Source organism: Nocardioides sp., assembly GCF_047606145.1.
In the GTDB taxonomy this organism is placed as follows: Bacteria; Actinomycetota; Actinomycetes; order Propionibacteriales; family Nocardioidaceae; genus Nocardioides.
On sequence record NZ_JASGET010000173.1, the window covers coordinates 1 to 21511 of the forward strand.

General features: G+C 71.0%; 15 protein-coding genes. 7 read left to right on the plus strand and 8 right to left on the minus strand.

The genetic code is table 11. The features are described from left to right. Positions 1–72: 72 nt before the first annotated feature. On the minus strand, positions 73–1734 hold the full coding sequence (locus tag QM638_RS23360) for an ATP-binding cassette domain-containing protein (protein ID WP_415146148.1): 1662 nt from the start codon (positions 1732–1734) through the stop codon (positions 73–75). After that, complete coding sequence (locus tag QM638_RS23365) at positions 1734–3317, minus strand: ABC transporter substrate-binding protein (protein ID WP_415146150.1); 1584 nt, start codon at positions 3315–3317, stop codon at positions 1734–1736. The genes QM638_RS23360 and QM638_RS23365 overlap by 1 nt, the downstream gene beginning before the upstream one ends. A gap of 250 nt (positions 3318–3567) precedes the next feature. Here QM638_RS23365 and QM638_RS23370 point away from each other — a divergent pair, with 250 nt between their 5' ends. Then, positions 3568–4437, plus strand: a complete 870-nt coding sequence (locus QM638_RS23370) for an MBL fold metallo-hydrolase (protein ID WP_415146152.1) — start codon at positions 3568–3570, stop codon at positions 4435–4437. A gap of 152 nt (positions 4438–4589) precedes the next feature. Further along, positions 4590–4955, plus strand: coding sequence for a hypothetical protein (locus tag QM638_RS23375; protein WP_415146154.1), 366 nt, complete (start codon positions 4590–4592; stop codon positions 4953–4955). A gap of 6 nt (positions 4956–4961) precedes the next feature. Here QM638_RS23375 and QM638_RS23380 read toward each other — a convergent pair whose 3' ends face one another. Further along, the gene (locus QM638_RS23380; RefSeq protein WP_415146156.1) at positions 4962–5195 is read right to left on the minus strand and encodes a hypothetical protein; all 234 of its coding nucleotides are present in this window, start codon (positions 5193–5195) and stop codon (positions 4962–4964) included. A gap of 114 nt (positions 5196–5309) precedes the next feature. Here QM638_RS23380 and QM638_RS23385 point away from each other — a divergent pair, with 114 nt between their 5' ends. From QM638_RS23385 to QM638_RS23395, 3 genes are all read left to right on the plus strand, one after another. Beyond that, complete coding sequence (locus QM638_RS23385) at positions 5310–6467, plus strand: Fic family protein (protein ID WP_415146158.1); 1158 nt, start codon at positions 5310–5312, stop codon at positions 6465–6467. Beyond that, positions 6464–7531 carry a DUF4365 domain-containing protein gene (locus QM638_RS23390; RefSeq protein WP_415146160.1) on the plus strand — a complete coding sequence of 356 codons (1068 nt, stop codon included), beginning with the start codon at positions 6464–6466 and terminating at the stop codon, positions 7529–7531. The genes QM638_RS23385 and QM638_RS23390 overlap by 4 nt, the downstream gene beginning before the upstream one ends. Before the next feature lie 157 nt (positions 7532–7688). Beyond that, positions 7689–9239 (plus strand): hypothetical protein, encoded by a 1551-nt coding sequence (locus QM638_RS23395; RefSeq protein WP_415146162.1) that lies wholly within the window; start codon positions 7689–7691, stop codon positions 9237–9239. A gap of 77 nt (positions 9240–9316) precedes the next feature. On the opposite strand, the gene QM638_RS23400 is transcribed toward QM638_RS23395, so the two are convergent. After that, positions 9317–10267 carry a 1,4-dihydroxy-2-naphthoyl-CoA synthase gene (locus tag QM638_RS23400; RefSeq protein WP_415146164.1) on the minus strand — a complete coding sequence of 317 codons (951 nt, stop codon included), beginning with the start codon at positions 10265–10267 and terminating at the stop codon, positions 9317–9319. Positions 10268–10342: 75 nt separating this feature from the next. Here QM638_RS23400 and QM638_RS23405 point away from each other — a divergent pair, with 75 nt between their 5' ends. Together QM638_RS23405 and QM638_RS23410 are read left to right on the plus strand one after the other, a co-directional pair. Beyond that, positions 10343–10789: a nitroreductase family deazaflavin-dependent oxidoreductase gene (locus QM638_RS23405; RefSeq protein WP_415146165.1), complete on the plus strand. Its 447-nt coding sequence runs from the start codon at positions 10343–10345 to the stop codon at positions 10787–10789. 122 nt (positions 10790–10911) lie between these two features. Then, positions 10912–11529 carry an ACT domain-containing protein gene (locus tag QM638_RS23410; RefSeq protein WP_415146166.1) on the plus strand — a complete coding sequence of 206 codons (618 nt, stop codon included), beginning with the start codon at positions 10912–10914 and terminating at the stop codon, positions 11527–11529. 236 nt (positions 11530–11765) lie between these two features. Here the strand turns inward: QM638_RS23410 and recD are convergent, their stop codons facing one another. The 4 genes from recD to QM638_RS23430 form a co-directional block, all read right to left on the minus strand. Then, the gene (gene recD, locus QM638_RS23415) at positions 11766–13592 is read right to left on the minus strand and encodes an exodeoxyribonuclease V subunit alpha (protein ID WP_415146168.1); all 1827 of its coding nucleotides are present in this window, start codon (positions 13590–13592) and stop codon (positions 11766–11768) included. After that, positions 13589–16966 carry a UvrD-helicase domain-containing protein gene (locus tag QM638_RS23420; protein ID WP_415146170.1) on the minus strand — a complete coding sequence of 1126 codons (3378 nt, stop codon included), beginning with the start codon at positions 16964–16966 and terminating at the stop codon, positions 13589–13591. The genes recD and QM638_RS23420 overlap by 4 nt, the downstream gene beginning before the upstream one ends. After that, entirely contained in the window at positions 16966–20343 is a 3378-nt protein-coding gene (gene recC / locus QM638_RS23425) for an exodeoxyribonuclease V subunit gamma (RefSeq protein WP_415146172.1), read from the minus strand. Before recC ends, QM638_RS23420 begins: the two co-directional genes overlap by 1 nt. Positions 20344–20415: 72 nt before the next feature. After that, positions 20416–21511, minus strand: a 1096-nt coding sequence (locus tag QM638_RS23430; RefSeq protein WP_415146174.1) for a PQQ-dependent sugar dehydrogenase, incomplete at its 5' end; no start/stop codon positions are given.

A 21511-nucleotide genomic window follows, 5' to 3' on the forward strand; every position in this document is an offset into this window, starting at 1 on the left:
CGAGCCCGCGCCCGCTGCGGCGTACCCGCGGTGGCCACCGCCTCCCGCGCGCCGGCCGCGGCGGCGCCAGCCTCAGGCGAGAACCGCATCGAGCAGCCTCCGTCCGTAGTCACTGGTCATCCGGTCGCTGAGGAGGTCGGCGTCGACACTCTCGATGATGTCGCCGTCGCTGATCACGTCGACCCGGTCCGCGATCACCCGGGCGGCGGCCAGGTCGTGGGTGACGAACAGCAACGGCAGGCCGAGGTCGTGACGCAGCAGATTGAGCAGATTCAGCACCGTGCTGGCCACCGAGACGTCCAACGCGCTGGTCGGTTCGTCGCACAGCAGCAACGCCGGCGGTACGACGATCGCGCGGGCGATCGCGACCCGCTGCCGTTGCCCACCGGAGAGCTCGGCGGGCTTGACGTCCAGCACCTGCCTCGGCAGCGCCACCCGCTCCAGGGCCTCGGCGACGGTGCGCTCCTGGGCCGGGCGGTCCAGCGCGGCGCCGGTGCGGGTGTTGCGCACCCGCTCCAGCAGCAGGGAGCGCACCGTCAACCAGGGGGTGAGTGAGGAGCCGGCGTCCTGGAAGATGACCTGGACGCCCTCCCCCCGGCGGCGGTCGACGACGACGTCGCCCGAGTCGCACCGCTCCAGGCCGGCGGCGATCCGTAGCATCGTCGACTTGCCCGAACCGCTCTCCCCCACCAGGGCGACGCTCTCGCAGGGCCCCACGACGAGGTCGACGCCGCGCAGCACCTCCTTGCGGTGGCGCCGGCCGAAGCCGGTGGCGAACGACTTGGTGACCTTGGCGAGCTCGAGCGCCGGCGTCCGAGGCTGGGGGGAGGCCGCCACCGCGAAGCCGGCCCAGTTCAGGCCGCCGGACTCCCAGCGCCGAGTCAACTCCTCGGCCGGGACACCGCTGGCCTCGACCATCGCGGCGACCACCGTGCTCTCCGGCTGGCCGACCGGCCGGGCCCGATCGGTCGTGAGGGTCAGCCGAGACCCGAGCAACCGCCGGGTGTAGTCGGCCTGCGGGCGCTCGAAGACCGTCGCGACCGGAGCGCTCTCGATGATCCGGCCGCGCCGCATGACGGCCACGTCGTCGCACATCCAGCGCGCCACGCCGAGGTCGTGGGTCACGAACAGCACCGCGAACCCGAGCCGTTCCCGTTCCCGGTCGAGCAGCTTGAGGATCTGCGCCTGCACACTCACGTCCAGTGCGGTCGTCGGCTCGTCGGCGACCAACACCGAGGGCTTGCGGGCCAACGCCAGCGCGATCATCACCCGCTGCCGCATCCCGCCGGAGAGCTGGTGCGGGAAGCTGCGCAGCACCGAGTCCGGGTGGCGGATCTCCACGTCGTCCAGCCATTGCCGGCTCGCGGCCTTGTCTCGGGTGACCAGGTGCAGTTGCCGGCCGATCGTCATCGTCGGGTCCAGCGAGGACATCGGGTCCTGGAAGACGGTGGTGACATGGTGACCGCGGATCGCCGACCAGCCCGCCTCGGCCGATGGGTCGAGCGCCCGTCCGGCCACCACCACCCGACCGTCGGTGATCACACCGGGCAGCCGGGTGAGCAGCCCCTGCACCGCCAGGCCGATGGTGCTCTTGCCCGACCCGGACTCGCCGACCAGTCCCAGGCACTGCCCGGGGGCCACCGACAGTGACACCTCGTCGACCGCCACGGTCTCCGGCCTGCGCGCGGTGTAGCGCACGGTCAGCTGTTCGACGGCGAGCGCGCGGCCGGTCATCAGCTGGCCGGGTGCAGGTACTGGAGCTGGAGCACGCCGGTGATGACCGGCTCCCAGGACTGCTCGACGCCGGCGACGGTGGGGCTGAAGACGGCGGTGTTCAGCGAGGTCGCCACGGAATACCACCACCCGGACTTGCTCACCATCGAGGCGGCCCGGCCGTAGAGCTTCGTATCGCCGTTCTCGGCGGCCTTGTCGAGGATGGCGTCCAGGCCGGGGACCGTGGCGCCGAACAGGTCCAGGCCACCGCTAGGCGAATAGAACACGTGCCCCCAGGCGTCCGGCGCGGCTGTGTCCGGGAAACCGGTGAAGAAGGTGATGTCGGCCGGGTGGGCGCCCTTGCCCAGACCGGAGTAGTAGGTGCCCGACGAGTAGCCGACGCTCTTGCCGGCGATGCCGGCGGCATTGAGGGTGGCGACCAGGTTGTCGCACAGCGCCTGCGAGGCCGGGCTCGAGGCCGGATACCCGCAGGTGATGGTCTGGCCCTTCAGCGCGCCGCTCGCGAGCCGGGAGAGAGCATCGCCGTCGTGGGTGATCCGTTGCTTGTTGACCGCGGCCGGCAGCAGATTGACCGGGAAGACCTGGTCGGTCGCCTCGGCGGTGTCACCCAGGGCGGCCTTGGTCAGCGCCGCGAAGTCGATGCCGGCGAGGAAGGAGAGCCGGGTGCTCGCGGCGCCGAGCGTGGCGCTGTTCGGGTTCACGAACAGCGTCGGCGTCTGCATGCTGGGGAAGGTGTAGGTCTTGAGACCGGAGTCCTTCTGGAAGCTGCTGAACGCGGCGCTGTCGGTGTAGCCCACCAGGCCGTCGAGCTGGCCCTTCTCCAATTCCAGCTGGATCGTGGACATGCTCGAGACGACGTCGAAGTGGACGGTGCGGTAGCCCGGCGCGGTGCCCCAGTAGTCGGCGTAGGCCTTCAGGTCGTAGGAGGTTCCGGGGGTGAAGTCGGCGTACTCGTAGGGGCCGGTGCCGGCGTCGTGCGTGGCGAACCAGTCGTTGCTCTCCCCGGTCCACGGATGCGCCTTGAGCGCGGTCGGGCTGATCATCTTCGGTCCGAACGGCGATGCCAGCAGGTCGAGGAAGGAGGAGTTCGGGTGCGTCAGCGTGATGACCACCTTGGTCGGGCTCGGGGTGGCCACGCTCTTCACATCGGCGACCATGTACGCCGGGCCGCCGTCCACCTTGGTGCGGCGCTGGAAGGACGCCTCGACCGCGGCGGAGGTGAACCGCGTGCCATCGTGGAACGTGACGCCCTTGCGCAGGGTGAAGCTGAAGACGGTGTTGGCCTTGTTCGCCGACCAGTCGGTGGCCAAGGCGCCGACCAGCGTCGCGTCCGAGTTGCCGGCCTGGTACGTGAGCAATCCTTCGTAGGCGCTGTTGACCAGGTTCAGCTCGGACCCGTCGTACGCGGTGTCGGGGTCGGGGGTCGAGATGGCGTCGAGGAATGCCAGGTGCAGAGTCGAGGAGCTGGTCGTGCCGCCCGTTGCGGCGCCGGTGCCGGGAGTGGTCCCGCCGCCACAGCCCGCCAAGGCGAGAGCGGTGACGAGGCCCAGGGCAGCAGACGCGATGCGCATTCGATGGGACATGGGGCCTGGTCTTTCTTCAGGAGGCTGAGGGGACGACGGGCGGAGTGGCGAGCCGGTCGTCGACGAACCGACCGCTGACCAGGACGTCACACTGGAGGGGGCTCATCGGCAGCTCCTGGGACTGGGGGCAGGTACGATGCCGAGAAACTATCGATCGATAGTTTCGGTGGTTCGTTCCGCCTGTTACGGCTGCATTGCAGCGGCCGTCCGGGCGCCGTACGGTCGCGACCGACGAGAGAGAGGCATCACCGTGTGGGGCTACGACACCGGATTCCACGAGGTCGCGGAGCGCATCTGGCTGGCGCGCTATGAGTGGTACGACGTCAACATCACCCTGGTCGGCGGCGACGAGGGCCTGCTGATGATCGACACGCACTCCTCCACCCGCGCGGCACACGGCGTGATCGAGGATCTGCGCCGCGCCGGTCTCGGCGAGGTCGTCGCCGTGGTCAACACGCACGAGCACTTCGACCACACCTTCGGTAATCACGCACTGCGCACGACCTACGGCTCGGTGCCGATCCACGCGACCGCGGTGGCGACCGCCAACGTGCTCGCCGCCGGTGCGCGGTTCAAGCAGCTCCTCGTCAGCGGCAGCGACGCCCAGGGCCCGGACCCGCGGACCCCGGAGATCCTCGCCACCGAGCTGGTCGAACCGGACCGGCCCTTCGAGGGGGCGGCGACGATCGACCTCGGCGGGCGACTCGTCGAGCTGGTCCACCCCGGCCGCGGACACACCGGAGGCGACCTGCTCGTCCGCGTCCCCGACGCCGACGTGCTCCACGCCGGCGACCTGCTGGAAGAATCCGCCCCGCCCGTCTACGGCGATGACTGCTTCCCGCTGGAGTGGCCGGAGACGGTCACCGCGATCCTCCGCATGTCGGGGCCCTCGACCGCCGTCATCCCTGGTCACGGCGTGCCGGCGGACCGCGCGTGGACCGAGAGCCAGCATGCGGACATCGCGATCGTCGCCCAGAACCTGCGCGATCTGGTCGCCGATGGCGTCCCCATGGACCGGGCGGCCCAGGCCGTGAATTGGCCCTGGCCGACCGACGACTGGCGCTTCGCCGGTGCGATCCGCCGCGGCTACGAACAGCTCGGCGCCCTGGGCGCGGACTGACGGACGAGGGTCTGCTGTGCCGGGAGACGACGGCCCCTCGACACCGCTACGGCGCGCAGCGGGCACACCGCACGTTCCGCACCTCACGGACCGGCGACACGATCGAGTTCTGATCCGCGCTCGGCGAGCATTGCCGTGGTCCCGTTGAACACATGTCAGACGAGGACCTCCTGACCCTGCTCCGAGGTGAACCGGCCCAGCGAACAGCCGCCGTCGCAATCGTCGCTCACGCCGGCCGACCGCACCACCTCGCACTCGCGGCGCTCTCGGAGGACGGAGACGTCGCTGTGCGCGCAGCGGTTGCCCAGGACCTTGCGGTCTGGGCGGCCCGACCTGACGCCCCGCCCGGCGTGGCCGACCTTCTGGCTCAGGCTCTGAGTGAGCCCGGGACCCGGCTGGGCTTTGCCGTCAGCGAGACGCTGACGCACGACGAATCGCGCGCCAATCTGGCGACCTGCTTCGGCACCTTTCTGGGCATCCGTCCGCCATCGTGCGCTGGCACGCAAGTCACGCGCTGAGCAGACTCAGCCGCTGATCAGCGGCTCAGAGAGCCTCCGCCGGCTCGCACCGGATTCTTGCGCCTCGACGTCAAGGAACGGCAACGGGTCTACCAGCCGGATCGTCGCGAGGACACGCTGGAGGCGCCAGTCCTGGGCCACGCCGCCGATGACCATGAACCCCGGCTCGGCGTACGCCATCGCTTCGCGCTCGACGGAGGGCAACTCCATCGCCGCTTTTGTCACCTCGGCAGTCGTCATGGCGGAAGTCTAAGAACGTGCATTGTCGGCGCACAGCTGTCGGTATGTCTCTTAATAAGTGACAAGGATGCGGTCTGCGCGATAGTGTTGTCACTTAATAAAGGACATACGGACATGACTTCACTCTTCGCCACCCCCGACCCTGATCTAGAAGATCAGCACGTCATCAGCGAGATCCACGACACGCGCGCATCGCTCGCGGACTACCTGCGCGCACCCAGACGCTGGAACGGACTGCTCCGACGCACCTCGACCGCGCGAGCCATCCAGGGCTCCAACACCATCGAGGGCTACACCGTCAGCGACGAAGACGCCGTCGCCGCCGTCGATGATGAGCCCCCGCTCAGCGCCGACGAGGCCACCTGGCTGGAGATCCTCGCCTACCGCCGCGTCCTCACCTATGTCCTCAACGTGGCGACCGAGCCCGGCTTCGTGATCGACGAAGCCGTCCTACGGTCGATGCACTTCATGCTGCTCGATCACGACCTGTCGAAGACACCTGGCCGCTACCGCACCAAGGAGATCTTCGTCCGCGACGACAAACGCGGCGTCAACGTCTACGCCGGCCCAGATGGCGATCAAGTGCCCAAGCTGATGCGAGCACTCTCCCACTCACTGTCGACACCGACGGCCGACGACCCACTCGTACGCGGGGCCATGGCTCACCTGAATCTCGTCATGATCCATCCGTTCCACGACGGGAACGGACGCATGGCCCGCGCCCTCCAGACGATGGTGCTCGCACAGGACCAGGTAGTCGAACCAACCTTCTCCAGCATCGAGGAGTGGCTCGGCAACAACACCCAGGACTACTACGACGTCCTCGCCACCACCGGACACGGCGCCTGGAACCCCAGCAACGACGCCACGCTGTGGGTGAAGTTCAACCTACGCGCCCACCACATGCAGGCCCAGACGATGCGCCGTCGATTCGACGAGGCCGAGATCCAGTGGCGCAAGATCGACGAGTTGGTCGGTCAGCACCGGCTCAATGAACGGCTCGGCGCGGCACTCTTCGACGCGTTGATCGGATTGCGCGTGACCAGGCCGTCGTACGTGAAGCTCACCGAACTCGACGAACGTACCGCGACGCGCGACCTAGTCAACGCCGCCAACACCGGCCTGCTGGAAGCACGAGGAGAGCGGCGCGGCCGCCACTATGTGGCCGGCGAACCGCTCCGGCAGATCCAGGCCGAACTACGGGCCCAGCGGAAGCCCCTCGAGGATCCGTACCCCACGCTCATCGGCGAGATCCGGCGAGCACTGCCGTGAGGTCCCCATCGAACAACCCCATAGGGACAGCCGCTCAGTCCGCAGTCAAGGCGCAGTTCGAGCTTCTTGGCTGGGGAGTCGCGCCAAACCCCGAGCACGATCTCGGGACCGACCACTGGGTCATGGCCCGGGACGACAAGCGCATAGACGTCCGTCGCCTGGTGGGCGTTCAGGTGAAGGCTGGCGCGACGCCGTTCAAGCGCCCTGTCACGGCCGACGGCGTCGTAACAGGGTGGTGGTTCTACGAGCGGGACAACCGTCACTTTGAATACTGGTCGAGCCACTCCATCCCGCACATTCTTGCTCTCCATGAGATCACGAACGGAACCAGCTACTGGGTCCACGTGACGGCAGACAAGATCCAGTCGACAGGCAAGGGCCGCAAGATCTTCGTCCCGGCGACCCAGACGATCGACGCCGAGAACCGCACCGCGCTCATGGACGTGGCCCTCTCGAATTCGACCCTGCCGGAGTTCCAAGGAAGCGCCTGGGAGGAAGGTGACGACGTTCCGGCGGAGTCCGCACTGCGCTACGCACTCCTGACGCCGCGTCTCCTCGCGCCCCACGGCAACCGCACGCCCACCGAGATCTCGCCGGCACAGGCCATCTCCCTGCTTGTGCAAATGCGCATCACCACTCTGGAGCGTTGGCAGAAGATCGAGCCTCTCCTCGACCACAGCAAGGCTGAAGAGTCCTTGGACTGGGGGTGGCGTTTCTACGCGGCACTGTGGCACGCACTGCTCGAAGCCGACCTCGCCCCGCTCGGAGCGATCCATACAGACGCCCCGACGCGCCCAGCAGCGCGGCCGCCATCGCAGCGCTGGCGGCCATACGGTTCGAGGAGGAGGCTGTGCCGCGCGCGCTCGCCGAGCTTGAAGCCGTCCAGCAGTCGGAATTTGGCCCAGTGGATCGAGCTTGGCTGGAGGTCCACCGCGCACGCCTCCTCGTCGAGATCGGCGACACCGCTGCGGCACAGATGTCGGCAATCTCCGTCGCCCCAATTGGTCGGGTTGCTCTCGGCGATCCGACAGCCGCCATGCTTTCGGGATCAGCTGCGGAGTTGATCTTCAACCTGAGCGATTGGGACGGCGAGAGCCTCGCCTCGGCCATCAAGGGTCGCGACAACGTCGGATCCTGGTGGCGGTCGCAGACCTTGGTCTCGGGACTCGCTGCTCAAGTGGAGGAGTCTTTCAAGGTCTGGTCCAAGGACCAGTCAGTGACGTGGGCGCGGCTGACCAAGCATGGCTGTCCATGCGGTCGGCCATGGTCATATCTGGGCGCGCGGCAGACCCGTCGTCCTGGCGAAATGCGGCATCGCTACTCGCCCGCCGCCTGCTCATGACGACCGATGACGAGGCGCAGCTCGTCAGCGCATTGGACCTGGTTCGCATCTCAGGCTCCGACAAGGTGGCCAAGGCGACGGCGAAGAAGTTCGTTGATGAAGGACCCATCGAGCCGCTCGCCCAGGTAGCGAACGCTGTCGACTTGGCAGCTTCAACGCGCACATCGCTTGCAGCATCGGTCCGGCTCATCGCTGAAGCTGCCGACGTACTCTCGACAGAGGCCGCCGACCGGCACGCACGCTGGGCCCTGCGAATCCTCCGTGATCCTGGAGACTTCGGGGTACGCCTTCGACCTCACTTCATCGTCGCAGATGAGCTGATCGGGCTTGTTCGGCGCCTCTGTGTTTCCGTGTCATCCGAGGTCGACCACGAGATCAGAGAGCATGTCGCGTCGCTACCTCCGATCGCCGACGACCTAGCCGCTGACCGATACGCGAAGCTGGTTGGCCGCCTCATCGATGAGGACTGGACGGTCGAGCAAGTCGCAACCCTCAAGACCGTCGGATCCAACCAGCACAAGGAAATCGCTGCGGCATTCGATCGGGTGATCGCGGCCCATGATCCCGACCATCGCGCGGGGCTGCTCGAGCGCATCGCGACTGGGGATTTCGACGCGCTTCACAGCTTTGGAAAGGTCACCGACCTCCCGGAGGAGATCGCTGCGGCAATGATCTCCGTGCTCGAAAAGCAGGTGCTGGATCGAGTTGGTGACGCGCAATCGGGGTCGATCAAGATTGGATCCCACGACCCCCTACACACCTTAGTCCTGCTGAGCGCGTGGCATCCGGACGTGGCTCGGTGGGACGCCTGCTACACCGCACTCGCGGAGCCTCTCGTGATCGGCGAGTACACGGTTCCGGCGATCGAATTGCTCGGGAGGCTGGCCGCCGAGATCCCGCAGAGCGTGGCCGAGCAGTTGCGAAAGCCGCTTGAACTGCAAGCCTCACGGGCTCCACGCGACCACGAGTATCGAGTGTTCAACCCGCCCCCAGGCCCTCGTGGCCCCGCTCAACTGACTTTGGCCCTTTTGTTTCCGGAAGACGTGTCGGACGAAGACCTTGTGGGCCTGCTGCGAGGCGACCCCACCCAGCGAGCAGCAGCCGCCGCAATCGCATCGCACGTCGGCCACCCACACCACCTCACACTTCTTGCGGCGCTTTCAAAGGATGATGACACCTCCGTGCGTGCTGCAGTCGCCAAGGGCTTGGCGATCTGGGCCGGCCGAAGCGGCCGCCCGCCGGCCGTATCCGAGATGCTTGATCAGGTTCTCAACGAGCCCGGAGTCCAACTCGGTCTTGCCGCTAGCGAGACGCTGACAGACGACGAGTCTCACGCCAATCTGGAGCCCCTGCTTCGGCGGCTCTCTGGGCATCCGTCCGCCGTCGTACGCTGGCGCGCAAATTACGCCCGGAGCCGCCTCCGCCGCTGAAGCGCTGTACAGCCCGCGTGTACTCGCTGTGCACAGTAGGCGACCCCTCAGCGCTCTGACCTGCGCAAATGGCTCTCCTAGTAGTACCAGGGGTACGGCGACCAGTCGGGCTCCCGCTTCTCCAGGAACTGGTCACGACCCTCGGCCGCCTCGTCGGTCATGTAGGCCAGCCGGGTGGTCTCGCCGGCGAAGAGCTGCTGGCCGACCAGGCCGTCGTCGATGAGGTTGAAGGAGTACTTGAGCATCCGTTGGGCGGTCGGGCTCTTGCCGTTGATCCTGCGCCCCCACTCCAGGGCGGTGGCCTCGAGCTCGGCGTGCGGGACGGCGCGGTTGACCGTACCCATGCGGACACCGGCCTCGGCGTCGTAGGTCTCGGCGAGGAAGAAGATCTCCCGGGCGAGCTTCTGGCCGACCTGCCTGGCCAGGTACGCCGAGCCGAAGCCACCGTCGAACGAGCCGACGTCGGCGTCGGTCTGCTTGAACCGGGCATGCTCGAGGCTGGCCAGGGTGAGGTCGCAGACCACGTGCAGGCTGTGACCGCCGCCGGCCGCCCAGCCGGGCACCACACAGAGGACCACCTTGGGCATGAAGCGGATGAGCCGCTGACACTCCAGGATGTGCAGCCGCGCCAGCTTGGCCTTGTCGATCGCGCTCGGCTCGGCGGCGCCGGTCGCGCCGGCGTCGTACGTCGATCCGGCCTCCTCGTACTGGTAGCCGGCCCTGCCTCGGATCCGCTGGTCGCCACCGGTGCAGAAGGAGTGCTTGCCGTTCTTCGGACTGGGACCGTTGCCGGTCAGGATCACGCAGCCGACGTCGGCCGACGTACGGGCGTGCTCCAGGGTGCGCAGCAGTTCGTCGACCGTGTGCGGCCGGAACGCGTTCAGCACGTCGGGTCGGTCGAAGGCGATGCGGACCGTGCCGTGCTCCCTGGCCCGGTGATAGGTCAGGTCGGTCAGCTCCTCGAACCCGGGGACGACGTCCCAGGCGCGGGAGTCGAATGTGTCGCTGACACCCTCGATCGCGCTCATGACGGGCAGGCTATCGCCCTGGCGGGACCTCCGATGAGCCGGAATAGTCTCACCGTCCCGAGCCTTGGCATGGACATGGGAACTCTTGAAGGCGAGTACGCGCCCAGTCCCGAGCGGTGGGTCCGCGACCAGGTGGAGGCGTTCGAGGCCTCCCACGGCGCCGAGGGCAACGTCCTGGCCACCACCGGTGACCCGATCATCGTGATCACCAACCGCGGCGCGAAGACAGGCAAGATCCGCAAGACGCCGCTGATGCGGGTCGAGCGCGACGGGAAGTACCTCGCGGTCGCCTCCAAGGGCGGTGCCCCGAAGGACCCGGTGTGGGCCCACAACTTCCGCGCCAACCCGGATGTCGAGCTGCAGGACGGCGACGTCAAGAAGGCCTACCGGGTGCGCGAGCTCGCCGGCGAGGAGCGCGCCGACTGGTGGGAGTACGCGGTCGCGACCTGGGCGACGTACGGCGAGTACCAGAAGAAGACCGAGCGACAGATCCCATTGTTCCTGCTCGAGCCGGTCGACTGAGCACGGTGGGGAAGACGCCGATCGGTGCCGCATCCGCCGATCGATACCGCACCCCCGCCGCACCGCCGTCCAGGTAACGGCTGGGCAACAGCGGTGCAATCACGCGGCGCTATGGTCGGGTAATGCCTTACCTGCTTCGCGTGGAACTGCCCGACGTCCCCGGGTCCCTGGGTCGCCTGGCGTCCGCCATCGGGGAGGCGGGCGGAGACATCGAGGCGATCGAGATCGTCGAGAAGTCCCACCGCGGCACCGCGGTGGACGACGTACTCCTGGAGACCATGCCGGGCGTCATGCCGGACACGCTGGTCTCGGCATGCAACGAACTGCCCGGCGTACGGGTCGTGTGGATCTCCCGGTACGCCGCCGGCGGCAACCTGTTCCTCGACCTCGAGGCGGTGGAGGCGTTCACCGAGAGCCCGGACGAGGCACTCGACCGGCTGGTGGACGTGCTCGGTCCGACGTTCCGAGCGGACTGGGCGGTGCGGATCCATCGGGTGCACGGCAGCGGACACGCCACCAAGGGAGCGCCCGACGACCTGCCCTTCGTGGAGATCGAGCGCGCCAGCAGGCTGGACGTCGACGGCGGTGAGAGCGACGACGAGACCATCTATGCCGGGGCCAGGATCGACGGGAACGAGATCGTCGTGATCGGCCGTCGCGGCGGCCCCGAGTTCCTCGACTCAGAGCTGGCCCGGCTGGGACACCTGGTAGCGCTGGCCACCTCGATCGCCCGTCCCTGACGGGCCGGCTCCCGCCGGTCGAGTAGCGAGCGCCGGCCACAACCCCGCCGGTCGAGTAGCGAGCGCCGGCCACACCCCCGCGGGTCGAGTAGCGAGCGCCGGCCACACCCCCGCGGGTCGAGTAGCGAGCGCCGGCGAGCGTATCGAGACCCCATCGCCGTCTCGATACGCCCTCGCTCGTCCCTCGCGACGCCTACTCGACCGACGAACACCCACCTGCCCGGTCGGCCCCGGTGTCAGTCCCGGGCCAGTCTCCGCTGCAGGCCGGAGGCCCGCTGGGCACGGCGAGTGATCGCGATCCGGATCGCCTCGGCCGAGCCGACGATCCGCACCCCCCGGCGCGCCCGTGTGATGGCGGTGTAGAAGAGCTCGCGGGTCAGCAGCGGGGAGTCCTCCGGGGGCAGCAGCACGGTGACCCGGTCGGCCTGACTGCCCTGGCTCTTGTGCACCGTCATCGCGTGCAGGGTGTCGACGTCACCCAGCCGCGACGAGGCGAAGCTCTGCCGCGAGGCGCCGGCGATGACGACCCGCAGCTCACCGTCCTGCTCGACCACCACGCCGGTGTCGCCGTTGAACAGCCCGAGGCCGTAGTCGTTGGCGGTGATCAGGATCGGGCGACCGGCGTACCACTCGTGGCCCCAGCCGGCGCCGATCGGAGCGCCGGTGGCCTCGCCCAACCAGTGCTCGATCTGCTGGTTGTGGTGCCGCACACCCCACGGACCCTCGCGATGGGCGCAGAGCAGCCGGTGCTGCTCGGTGAGCGCGACCGCCGCAGCGGCGTCGCCGCGCAGCGCAGCCTCCCGGACGGCCAGCGCCTGCGCGGTCAGCTCGCGACGCAGCCGCTCCATCGCATCCTCGTCGCCGGGGTCGATCACCTCGACGGCACCATCCGGCCCGGCGCCGGTGCGGCCGACGAGCTCCTCGGCCAGCGCCGCCTCGCCGTCGCGGACCGCGGCCGCCAGCTCCCCGATCTCACCGCCGAAGCGGTGCGGGACCCGGAGCGCGCGGATCGCCCCGGAGCTCCGCTGGGCCAGGCCGCCCACCAGGTCGGCGAGCACCGCGCCGGCCTCGACCGAGGCCAGCTGGTCCGGATCGCCGACCAGGATCAGCCGGGTCTCGGGTCGCACCGCCTCGATCAGTCGCGCCATCATCGTCAGCGACACCATCGACGTCTCGTCGACGACGATCACGTCGTGCGGCAGCTTGTTGGCCCGGTGATGCTTGAACCGGGTCGAGGAGTCCGGCCGCCAGCCCAGCAGGCGATGCAGCGTCGAGGCCGTCAGCCCCGCCAGCCGGGCGCGGTCCTGCGCGGTGAACCGGTCGGCCAGCTGAGCCTCCTCGACCGCCTCCTGCAGGCGGGCGGCCGCCTTGCCGGTCGGCGCGGTCAGCGCGATCCGCAGCGGTACGCGCGCCTGCGCCGCGAGCAGCGCGAGCAGACCCGCCACCGTGGTGGTCTTCCCGGTCCCCGGGCCGCCGGTGAGCACCGTGGTCCACTGCCGCGCGGCAGCGAGCGCCGCCGCCTGCTGCTCGGCGTATCCCGCCCCGGGGAAGAGCCGGGCCGCGCCCTCGAGGAGAAGTTCCTCGTCGACCGTCGGGGCCGGGGATCCCAGTCGTCGGACCAGGTCGTCGCGGACCTGTCCCTCCTCGCGGTGGTACCGGTCCAGGTAGAGCAGTCCGTCCTCGACCTGGATCACCGACCGGGCCGCCAGCGGGCTCGCCGCGATCCTGGCGAGCCAGCCCTCCTGCCCACCGCTCCGGTCCGCCCCCGATGCCGTCTCGTGCGGTGTCCCCTCCGGCCATGGCAGCTCCTCGGCCGCATCGGCCTCCGCACGGAGCCGGCCGAGGTCCACACAGACCGAACCCTGGCGCGCGGCCCGGACCGCCAGCGCGACGGCGAGCCGGACGTCGTCGGACTCCTCGCCGACCAGCTCGGCGGTACGGATGGCCACGTGCACGTCCGCGGCGGTGAGCACCCCGGCGAGGTTGAACGCGCCGAGCAGGCCGGCCGCCCCGCGGGCGAGCCGCGCGTCGTGCGGGTCGTCGCTCTCCCAGCGCTCGATCATCGTGTGCCTCCCGTCGACTCACTCGAGGACACCTCGAGCGACCCGTCCAACAGGTCGGAGAGCGCCAGCACCAGGTCGGCGGACGGACGCCAGGAGAAGACCCCGGTCGGATGCCCGTCGAGGATCGGGGTCTCCTCGCCGCACATCCCGCGCAGGAACAGGTAGGCCACCCCGCCCAGGTGCGTCCATGGGTCGTAGTCGGGCAGCCGCCAGCGCAGGAACCGGTGCAGGACCACCGAGTAGAGCAGCGCCTGCAGCGGGTAGTGCGAGTGCAGCATCGCCTCGGCCATCGTCTCCTGGGTGTAGTCGAGCGCCGACTCGCCGAGGCGGTTGGTCTTGTAGTCGACCACCACGAACCGCTGCTCGGCGCCGGTGCCGGCGCGCAGCACGACGTCGATCGAGCCCGACAGGTAGCCGGCCAGGGGCTGGTCCCCCAGCGGCGGCTGCTCGATCCGCTCGGCGTAGCGGCGCAGCGGATCGTCCTCGGTCAGATGGGTGCGCAGCAGCGGCCCGAGGTGACGCAGGGTGGCGGCCGGACGGTCGGTACGTCGCCGGTCGCCACCGCCGAGCGGGAACTCGAAGTCGAGCTCGCGGAGCCGGTCCGCCTTCCCCAGGTCGCCCAGGGTGAGCCCGGGGAGCAGCGGACCGAGCGGGGTCCGATGCAGCGGCACCAGCGCCTGCGCCAGCGCCTCCGCCTCGGCGTCGACCGGCCACCAGCGCAGCTGCTCGCGCACGTGGCCGAGCAGCTCCTCGGTCAGGTCCGGCGCGAGCGGGTCGGCGTGCTCGAGCACCGCGTGCACCAGCGAGCCGAAGCTCGCCCCCGCGGGCAGCTCGGCCATCGGCGAGATCGGGCCGCGTCCGTCCGGCGGCCGACCGTCCTCGGCAGCCGGCGTCTCCCCAGGCTCCTCCGGCGCGTCCGGCTCGTCGTCGGTGCCGGTCTCCTCGGGCTCGCTCTCCACCCCGACCGGGCCCTCGTCGACCCGGATCAGGCCGGAGTAGGAGGTCCGCCTCCACTCGGTGTCGACGGTCCGGGAGAACCGCCTGGCGACCAGGTCGGCCGCCGGTGCCGTGGGCAGCTCGACGGCCACGTCGGCCGGTGTCGAGACCTCGGCGGCGGGACCCCCGAGGGCCTCGAGCCGGCCGAGCACCCGGGCGGCGTACTCGTCGTCCCCGACCTGCTGCCGGTCGGGCACCATCCTCACCCCGGGCTGACGCCCGAAGACCAGCCGGTGCAGTCCGCCGGTCTCGGTGTTGGAGGTGGGTGCCCACCAGGCCACCACCTGCGCCTGGGCACGGGTGAGCGCGACATAGAGGTCCCGCAGCTCCTCGCCGAGCTCCTCCGCCCGGTGGCGTTCGGCGTGGTCGGTCCACGACTCGCCGCGGCCGGTGACGTCGAGGGTGCGGCGGGGCGGATCGCCGGCGGTGTCGTGGAAGCGCGCCACGTCGGGGTCACGGACGAAGTTGTCGTAGCCGAACGGGAGATAGACCACCGGGTACTGCAGACCCTTGCTGCCGTGGATGGTGACGATCTGCACGGCGGCGGCGTCCGAGTCGAGCCGGCGGGGCCGGGTCGAACCGGCGGTACGGCGCCGCTCCGCGCGGAACCACTCGAGCAGCGCCGGCAGCCCGAGGCCGTCGCGGACGGCGACGTCGTGCAGCAGCTGCCCCAGATGACGTACGTCGGTCAGCAGTCGCGTGCCGCCGGTGCGACCGAGCACCCGCTCGGTCAGGCCGCGCTCCTCGGCCGCCTCCATCACCGCGGCGATCCCGCGGCCGCGGATCAGCAGCGCCCAGCCGCGCAGCGTGTCGGCGATCCGGGCGGTCAGCTCCTCGCCGCCCTCGTCGAGCTCGCCGACGGTGCGGCCGAAGAAGCAGGTCAGGGCGGCGGCCCGGACGAGACTCGACCGATGCGGCGCCTCGAGCGCGGTCAGCAGGGCCAGCCAGTCCTCGCCCGCCGCGGTGTGGAAGACGTCCCCGCCGCCGGCCACCACGGCAGGCACGCCGCGGTCCGCGAGGGCTCGCTGCACCAGGATCCCGTGCTCCCGGATCGCGACGATGACGGCGATGTCCCCGGCGACCAGGGGCCTGCCGGCGAAGGTCGCTCCGGCGGCGAGCAGCTCGGCGACGTCCGCGGCCAGATCCTGCGCGATGTGCCTCCGCGCGTCCCTGGCCGAGATCAGGCCGGACCTGGTGAGCCGGAAGCCGTCCCGCGCCACCCGGCGGAGCCGGAACGGCGCGGGGTGCGGCGCACCGACCAGGCGCGACTCCGAGTGCCGCGCGCTCACGTCGTGCACGACGATGGCCGGATCCCCGAGAGCGGCCCCGCGCAGCACCACCTGGAGCCGGTCGACCAGGGCCTGGTCGCTGCGCCAGTTCGTGCCCAGCGTCGCCCGGGTGTCGGCGCGCCGCGCGGCGGTGAGATAGGTGATGACGTCACCGCCGCGGAAGGCGTAGATCGCCTGCTTGGGGTCGCCGATCAGGACCATCGTGGCGTGGCCGCCGAAGGCCCGCTCCAGCACCTGCCACTGGACCGGGTCGGTGTCCTGGAACTCGTCGACCAGCACGATCCGCCAGCGGCGTCGCATCCGGGCGCGAGCCGGTGCGTCGGGGTCGGCCAGCGCGTCGGCCAGCCGACCGAGCAGGTCGTCGTAGGAGAGGATCCCCAGGCGACGCTTGCGGCGCTCGACCTCGGCCCGCACCTCCTCGGCGAACCGGACGCGCGCGGCGCCCACCACGTCGCCGGGTGCGGCCGCGGCGAGCACCGCCCGTGGGTCGCCGACGGCGGCCTGAGCCAGCAGCAGCGCCGCGTGCCTGTCGAACGGCGGCGGCTCCTTGTCCGCGCCGAACCAGCGCAGGTAGACATCGTCGACCACGTCGGTGACGAGCTCGTCGAGGTCGTCGACGAGGGTGGTGCCGGCATCGGTGTCGCCGGCCACGCCGAGCGAGCGCAGCACCAGCTGGCAGAACTGATGGGTGGTGGCGATGGTGGCGGCGTCGAAGGCGGCCAGCGCGTCCCGCAGTCGTCGATGCCGTCGCGTCGCCTCCTCCTCTGCTACGTCGAGCAGCAGCGCCAGCAGCGGCTCCGGGTCGGCCGGCGGCCGCCCGGCCAGAGCGGCGGCGAAGGTCCGCTCCGCCGCCACCAGCTGTGCCCGCACCCGCTCGCGGAGCTCCTGGCTCGCCACCCGCCCGAAGGTGACCACGAGCAGCTCGTCGAGCTCGGCCACGCCCTCGGCGACGTACCTGGTCACCAGCGCGCCGACGGTGAAGGTCTTGCCGGTGCCGGCGCTGGCCTCGAGCAGGGTGGTGCCGCCCGGCAGCGGCCCGGTGACGTCGAACGGGACGAGGTCGGCCCCGCCGTCTCGGTGCTCGGCCATCACCAGCTCCCCTGCTCGGCGGCCAGCAGCGGCGACCACAAGCGGAGCGCGAGCGCGCCGAACCGGGTGGTCTCGCCGGGGAACTCCTCGCCCGCTCCTGGCGGTGAGTCCTGGCCGGGGATGGGCGCGCCGTCTCCCCAGGCCGCCACCTGCTCGACGTCGTCCCGCTCGCCGCCGAAGCGTCCCCCCGACCACTCGAATCCGGTCCGGCGCAGCGCGTCGTCGTCGCTGGCCCGGGTGCGCCGGTAGCGGGCGTAGGTCAGCGAGCTCTTCAGCGGCAGCGGGAGCGGCTCGGTCAGGCCCGTGTCCCGGAGCGCGACGAGGTCGCGGAGGGTGTCACGGGCGGTGTGGTCCAGCGGGCCCAGCTGACTCGCGGCGTACGACGACCGGCCCCGGCCGGAGCCGGGGCGGCCGATCGTGTAGGCGGTCCAGGACCGATCCTCGTCGTGCGCGGCCAGGGCGAGGAGCTGGATCCAGGACTGGAGCCGGTGGGTGGCGGCCAGCCTGCTGTAGCCGACCGGGACCAGCCGATCGCCGTACACCTCGGGGACGGTGCCGCGAAGGCGCCTGCCGCCACCGAGATCGACGTCTACGTCGACCGCCCGGGCCTGCGAGGTGGAGACCGACGCGGCGCGCATCCGGAGCCCCTCCTGGGCCAGTGGCACCGCCTTGTCCACCACGTCGTGGAGCACCCGCCAGCCGAGCCAGCCGGGCGGCAGCACGCCCCGCCGCCACTCCTGCTGCCGGGCGGTGTCGACATCGACGCCGGCGAGCAGGTCACGCAGCAGCCGGTCCCCCACCGACCACTGGGCCAGGCTGTCGATCTCGACCGGCAGGCTGTCATCGAGCGGCTCGATCTCGCGCGGGAGCGCCACGTCGAGCCGGGTCCTGAAGAACCCCCGGACCGGGGAGCGGAAGAAGTCCAGCAGATCCTCCAGCGACACGTCGGCGGCCGGCACCGGCGGCAGCGGGCCGGTGAGCAGCGGGGGCGGCGGGACCAGCGTCCCGGCCGCGGCACGGGCGCCGCGGACCGCCGCCCGGTCGAAGCTGAACGAGGTCTCCGGCACCAGGGCGTCCGGGATGAGGTTCTTGGCGTCGAAGGGCTGCAGCGGATGCCGCAGGCACACCCGCTCGGAGACGGCCGTGCCGTCGGTCGTGGTCGCGGTGACATCGAGGGTGTCGAGCAGCTCGCCGAGCGGCACCGCGGGCGGGCGGGGCTCACCGGAGACCTCCGAGGAGCCGGTGTAGGTGATCACCAGTGTCTCGGTCGCGGCGTTGATCGCGTCCAGCAGGAGCTGGCGGTCCTCGCTGCGCGGGTCGCGCTCGCCGGTGAGCGGCGCGCGGGCGAGCACGTCGTCGCCGTCGGTGACCCCGACCCGGGGGAAGACCCCGTCGTCGAGGCCGAGCAGGCACACCACCCGGTGCGGCACGGAGCGCATCGGCACCAGGGTGGCGACGGTGAGCGTCCCGCTGCGGAAGTTGGCGCGGGTGGGCCGGCCGGCGAGCCGGTCGCCGAGCAGCGCGCGTACGTCGGGCAGCCGCATCCGGTCGATTTCCCGGTCGGCGGCGGCCTCGCGGACCCGGCCGAGCTCGCGCTGGACCTGGCCCGCCTGCCAGGAGTCGGCGTACGAGACGGCGGTCAGGTCGGCGATGCCGTCGGCGAGCACCGTCAACCAGTGCTCCAGCGGATGGCTGCCGACCAGCGCGTCGGTGACCGCGCGCAGCCGGTTGACGAACTCGGTCAACCGGCCGACGAGCTCCACCGACCCGCTGCCGACGTCGTCGAGCGGCAGGGTCTTGTCCAGCCAGCCCCCGGAGTCCTGCGACATCGCCACCCCGGCGAGCAACCGGTCGAGCCCGAACTCCCAGGTGTTCGCGACGTAGTCCGCCAACCCGAACTCGGCGCGATGAGCGGCATCGAACCCCCACCTGATGCCGGCCTTGACCGCCCAGTCGGCGATCTGCTCCAGGTCGTCGTCGCGGAACCCGAAGCGCCGTCGCACCGGCCCGTGCTGCGCCAGGTCGATCACCTCGGCCACCCCGGCGCGGCCGCCGGCGAGGTCGAGGAGACGGCCGGCGACGGCCAGCAGCGGGTTGGTCTGGTCGAGTGCCCGGTCGGCGAGCCGGACCCGCAGCCGGTGGGCGGGGTGGCCCGCGTCGCCGACCACCTCGCCGAGCCCGAAGCCGGCCGAGATCAGCGGCGCGTACGCCTCGATGTCGGGGCACATCACCAGCACGTCGCGAGGCTCCAGGGTGGGGTCGTCCTCGAGCAGCCCGAGCAGCACCTCGCGCAGCACCTCCACCTGACGGGCGGCGCCGTGGCAGGCATGGACCTGGATCGAGCGGTCCGTCCGGCGCACGATCCGCGCCGAGGCGTCGGTGGTGACGGCGTTGGCCCGCAGGTCGGCGTGCAACCAGTCCAGGAGCGTCTCACCGGTGGCGCTCGGCTCCGGTGCCGAGCGGTCCTCGACCGGCAGCAGGGCCAGGGTGCGCTGCATCTCGCGGGTGTCGCGGCCCAGGGTGGCCAGCAGCGGATGCCGCACGAGGTCGTGCGAGCGGTCCCGGTCACGCGACACCGGGCCGGCCGCGGAGACCTCGGCCAACGCGTCCCAGAGCGCGGCCGAGGGATGCGGCAGCCAGAGATGGACGGCGCGGTGCTCGCCCAGCGCGCCGAGCAGGTCGACGTCGGTGCGGGCCAGCCTGGTGTGGCCGAAGAGCGAGACCCGATCGGGCAGGTCGAAGGTCGCGGGGTGCGTGTGCAGCCGGGACAGGGTCGCCGCCAGCCGTTCGTGCGGCGGCGCCGCACCCACCAACGCGACGCACGCTCGCCACAGCGCCGGCTGCCAGGCGAGGTCGTCGACCAGCCGCCCGCCGCAGCCATCACTCGCGCCGCCGGCCGACCAGTCGGCGATCATGTCGGGTCGCTGTCCGGCGTACGACGCGAAGAGGCGGGCGGTCCGGTGCGCGAGCGCGAAGCGCCGGCCGTGACGCAGCTCCCCCTCCTCACCGGCCAGGCCATGGCCGAGATGGCGCGCCAGCGGCCGGGCCCAGGGCGCGTCGAGGTGGGCGTCGATCGCCGCCAGCACCGGCCAGACCAGCGCGTCCGGCGCCCACGGGTCGTCCTGCTCGGTCCCCTGCAGCAGGGCGAAGAGCGACCACGGCGAGCGGAGGTCGACCCCGGCACAGACGCCGTCGCCACGACCCGCGGAGGCACCCAGTCGGTGCGAGAGCCGCTGGGAGAGCCAGCGCTCGATGCCCTTGGCCGGGACCACCACGACGTCGGCGGCGAACGGGTCCGCCGGCGGGCGCAGAAGCAGCTCGCCGAGCTCGTCGGCGAGCTGGTCGGTGCGCGGAGCGCGGTGCAGGACGACAGGCACGAGGGTGAACCTATCCGTCGTCACCGACGACCCGCCGCGCCGGCGCCGGCGGCACGTGCTCAGTACGGCTTCTCAGAGGGTGACCCGGAAGATCCGGTCGTCGCCGGAGGACGCGGTGCTGCGGCCGTCGGTGTTCGACGTACCGACCCACAGCGAGCCGTCCGGTGCCGCGCGCACCATCCGGATCCGGCCGTGGCCGGTCAGGTAGCGCCGCTTCGCAGCGGTGGTGAGGTCGACCGACCAGACGCACTCGCCCTGGAGCGCACCCAGCCAGGCCCGTCCGTCGGCGATGGCGATCCCGGACGGGGAACACGCCGAGGTGTGCCACTGCGCGAACGGATCACGGTAGCCGCCCGACCCGTCGCTGCCCTCGACGTCGGGCCAGCCGTAGTCGCCGCCCTTGACGATCCGGTTGAGCTCGTCGTACGCCTTGTCGCCGAACTCGCTGGCCCACAGCGTGTCACCGTCGAAGGCCAGCCCCTCCACGTTGCGGTGCCCGTAGGTCCACACCTCGTTGTCGAACGGGTTGCCCGACGGGACGGCGCCGGTCTCGGTGATCCGCAGGATCTTGCCGTTCAGCGAGTCGGTGTCCTGGGGGGTCGTGGTGTCCTCGGCGTCGCCGGTGCCGACATAGAGGTGCCCGTCCGGACCGAAGGCGAGGCCGCCGCCGTTGTGGTGCACCGACATCGCGATCCCGGTGAGCACGGGCCGGGGCGTGCCGAGCCTGCCCTCGCGGTAGCGCATCCGCACGATCCGGTTGTCGCTGGCGGTGGAGTGATAGGCGTAGAGCCACGGCTCGGCGGGGTACGACGGATGCAGCGCGAGCCCCAGCAGGCCCGCCTCCCCGGCCTCGTCGACGTTGCTGACCACGTGCGGGACGGTGCCGACGGCGGTGACCGCCCCGGACGTCGTGATCCGGTGGATCACGAAGGTGTCCCGGCTGCCCACCAACGCGCTGCCGTCGGGCAGGAACGCCAGGCCCCACGGCACGTTGAGGCCGGTGGCCAGGGTGGCCGCGATCGCGGGATGCGGAGCGCCGGTGACGCTCGGGGAGGTGCTCGTCGAGGCTGCGGCCGAGGAGGTGGCGGCCGCGGAGGAGGCCGGCGAACCGGCGGTGCCGGTGGACGAGGCCCCGGTGGCGCCGGTGGACGCGCCCGAGCCGCCCGAG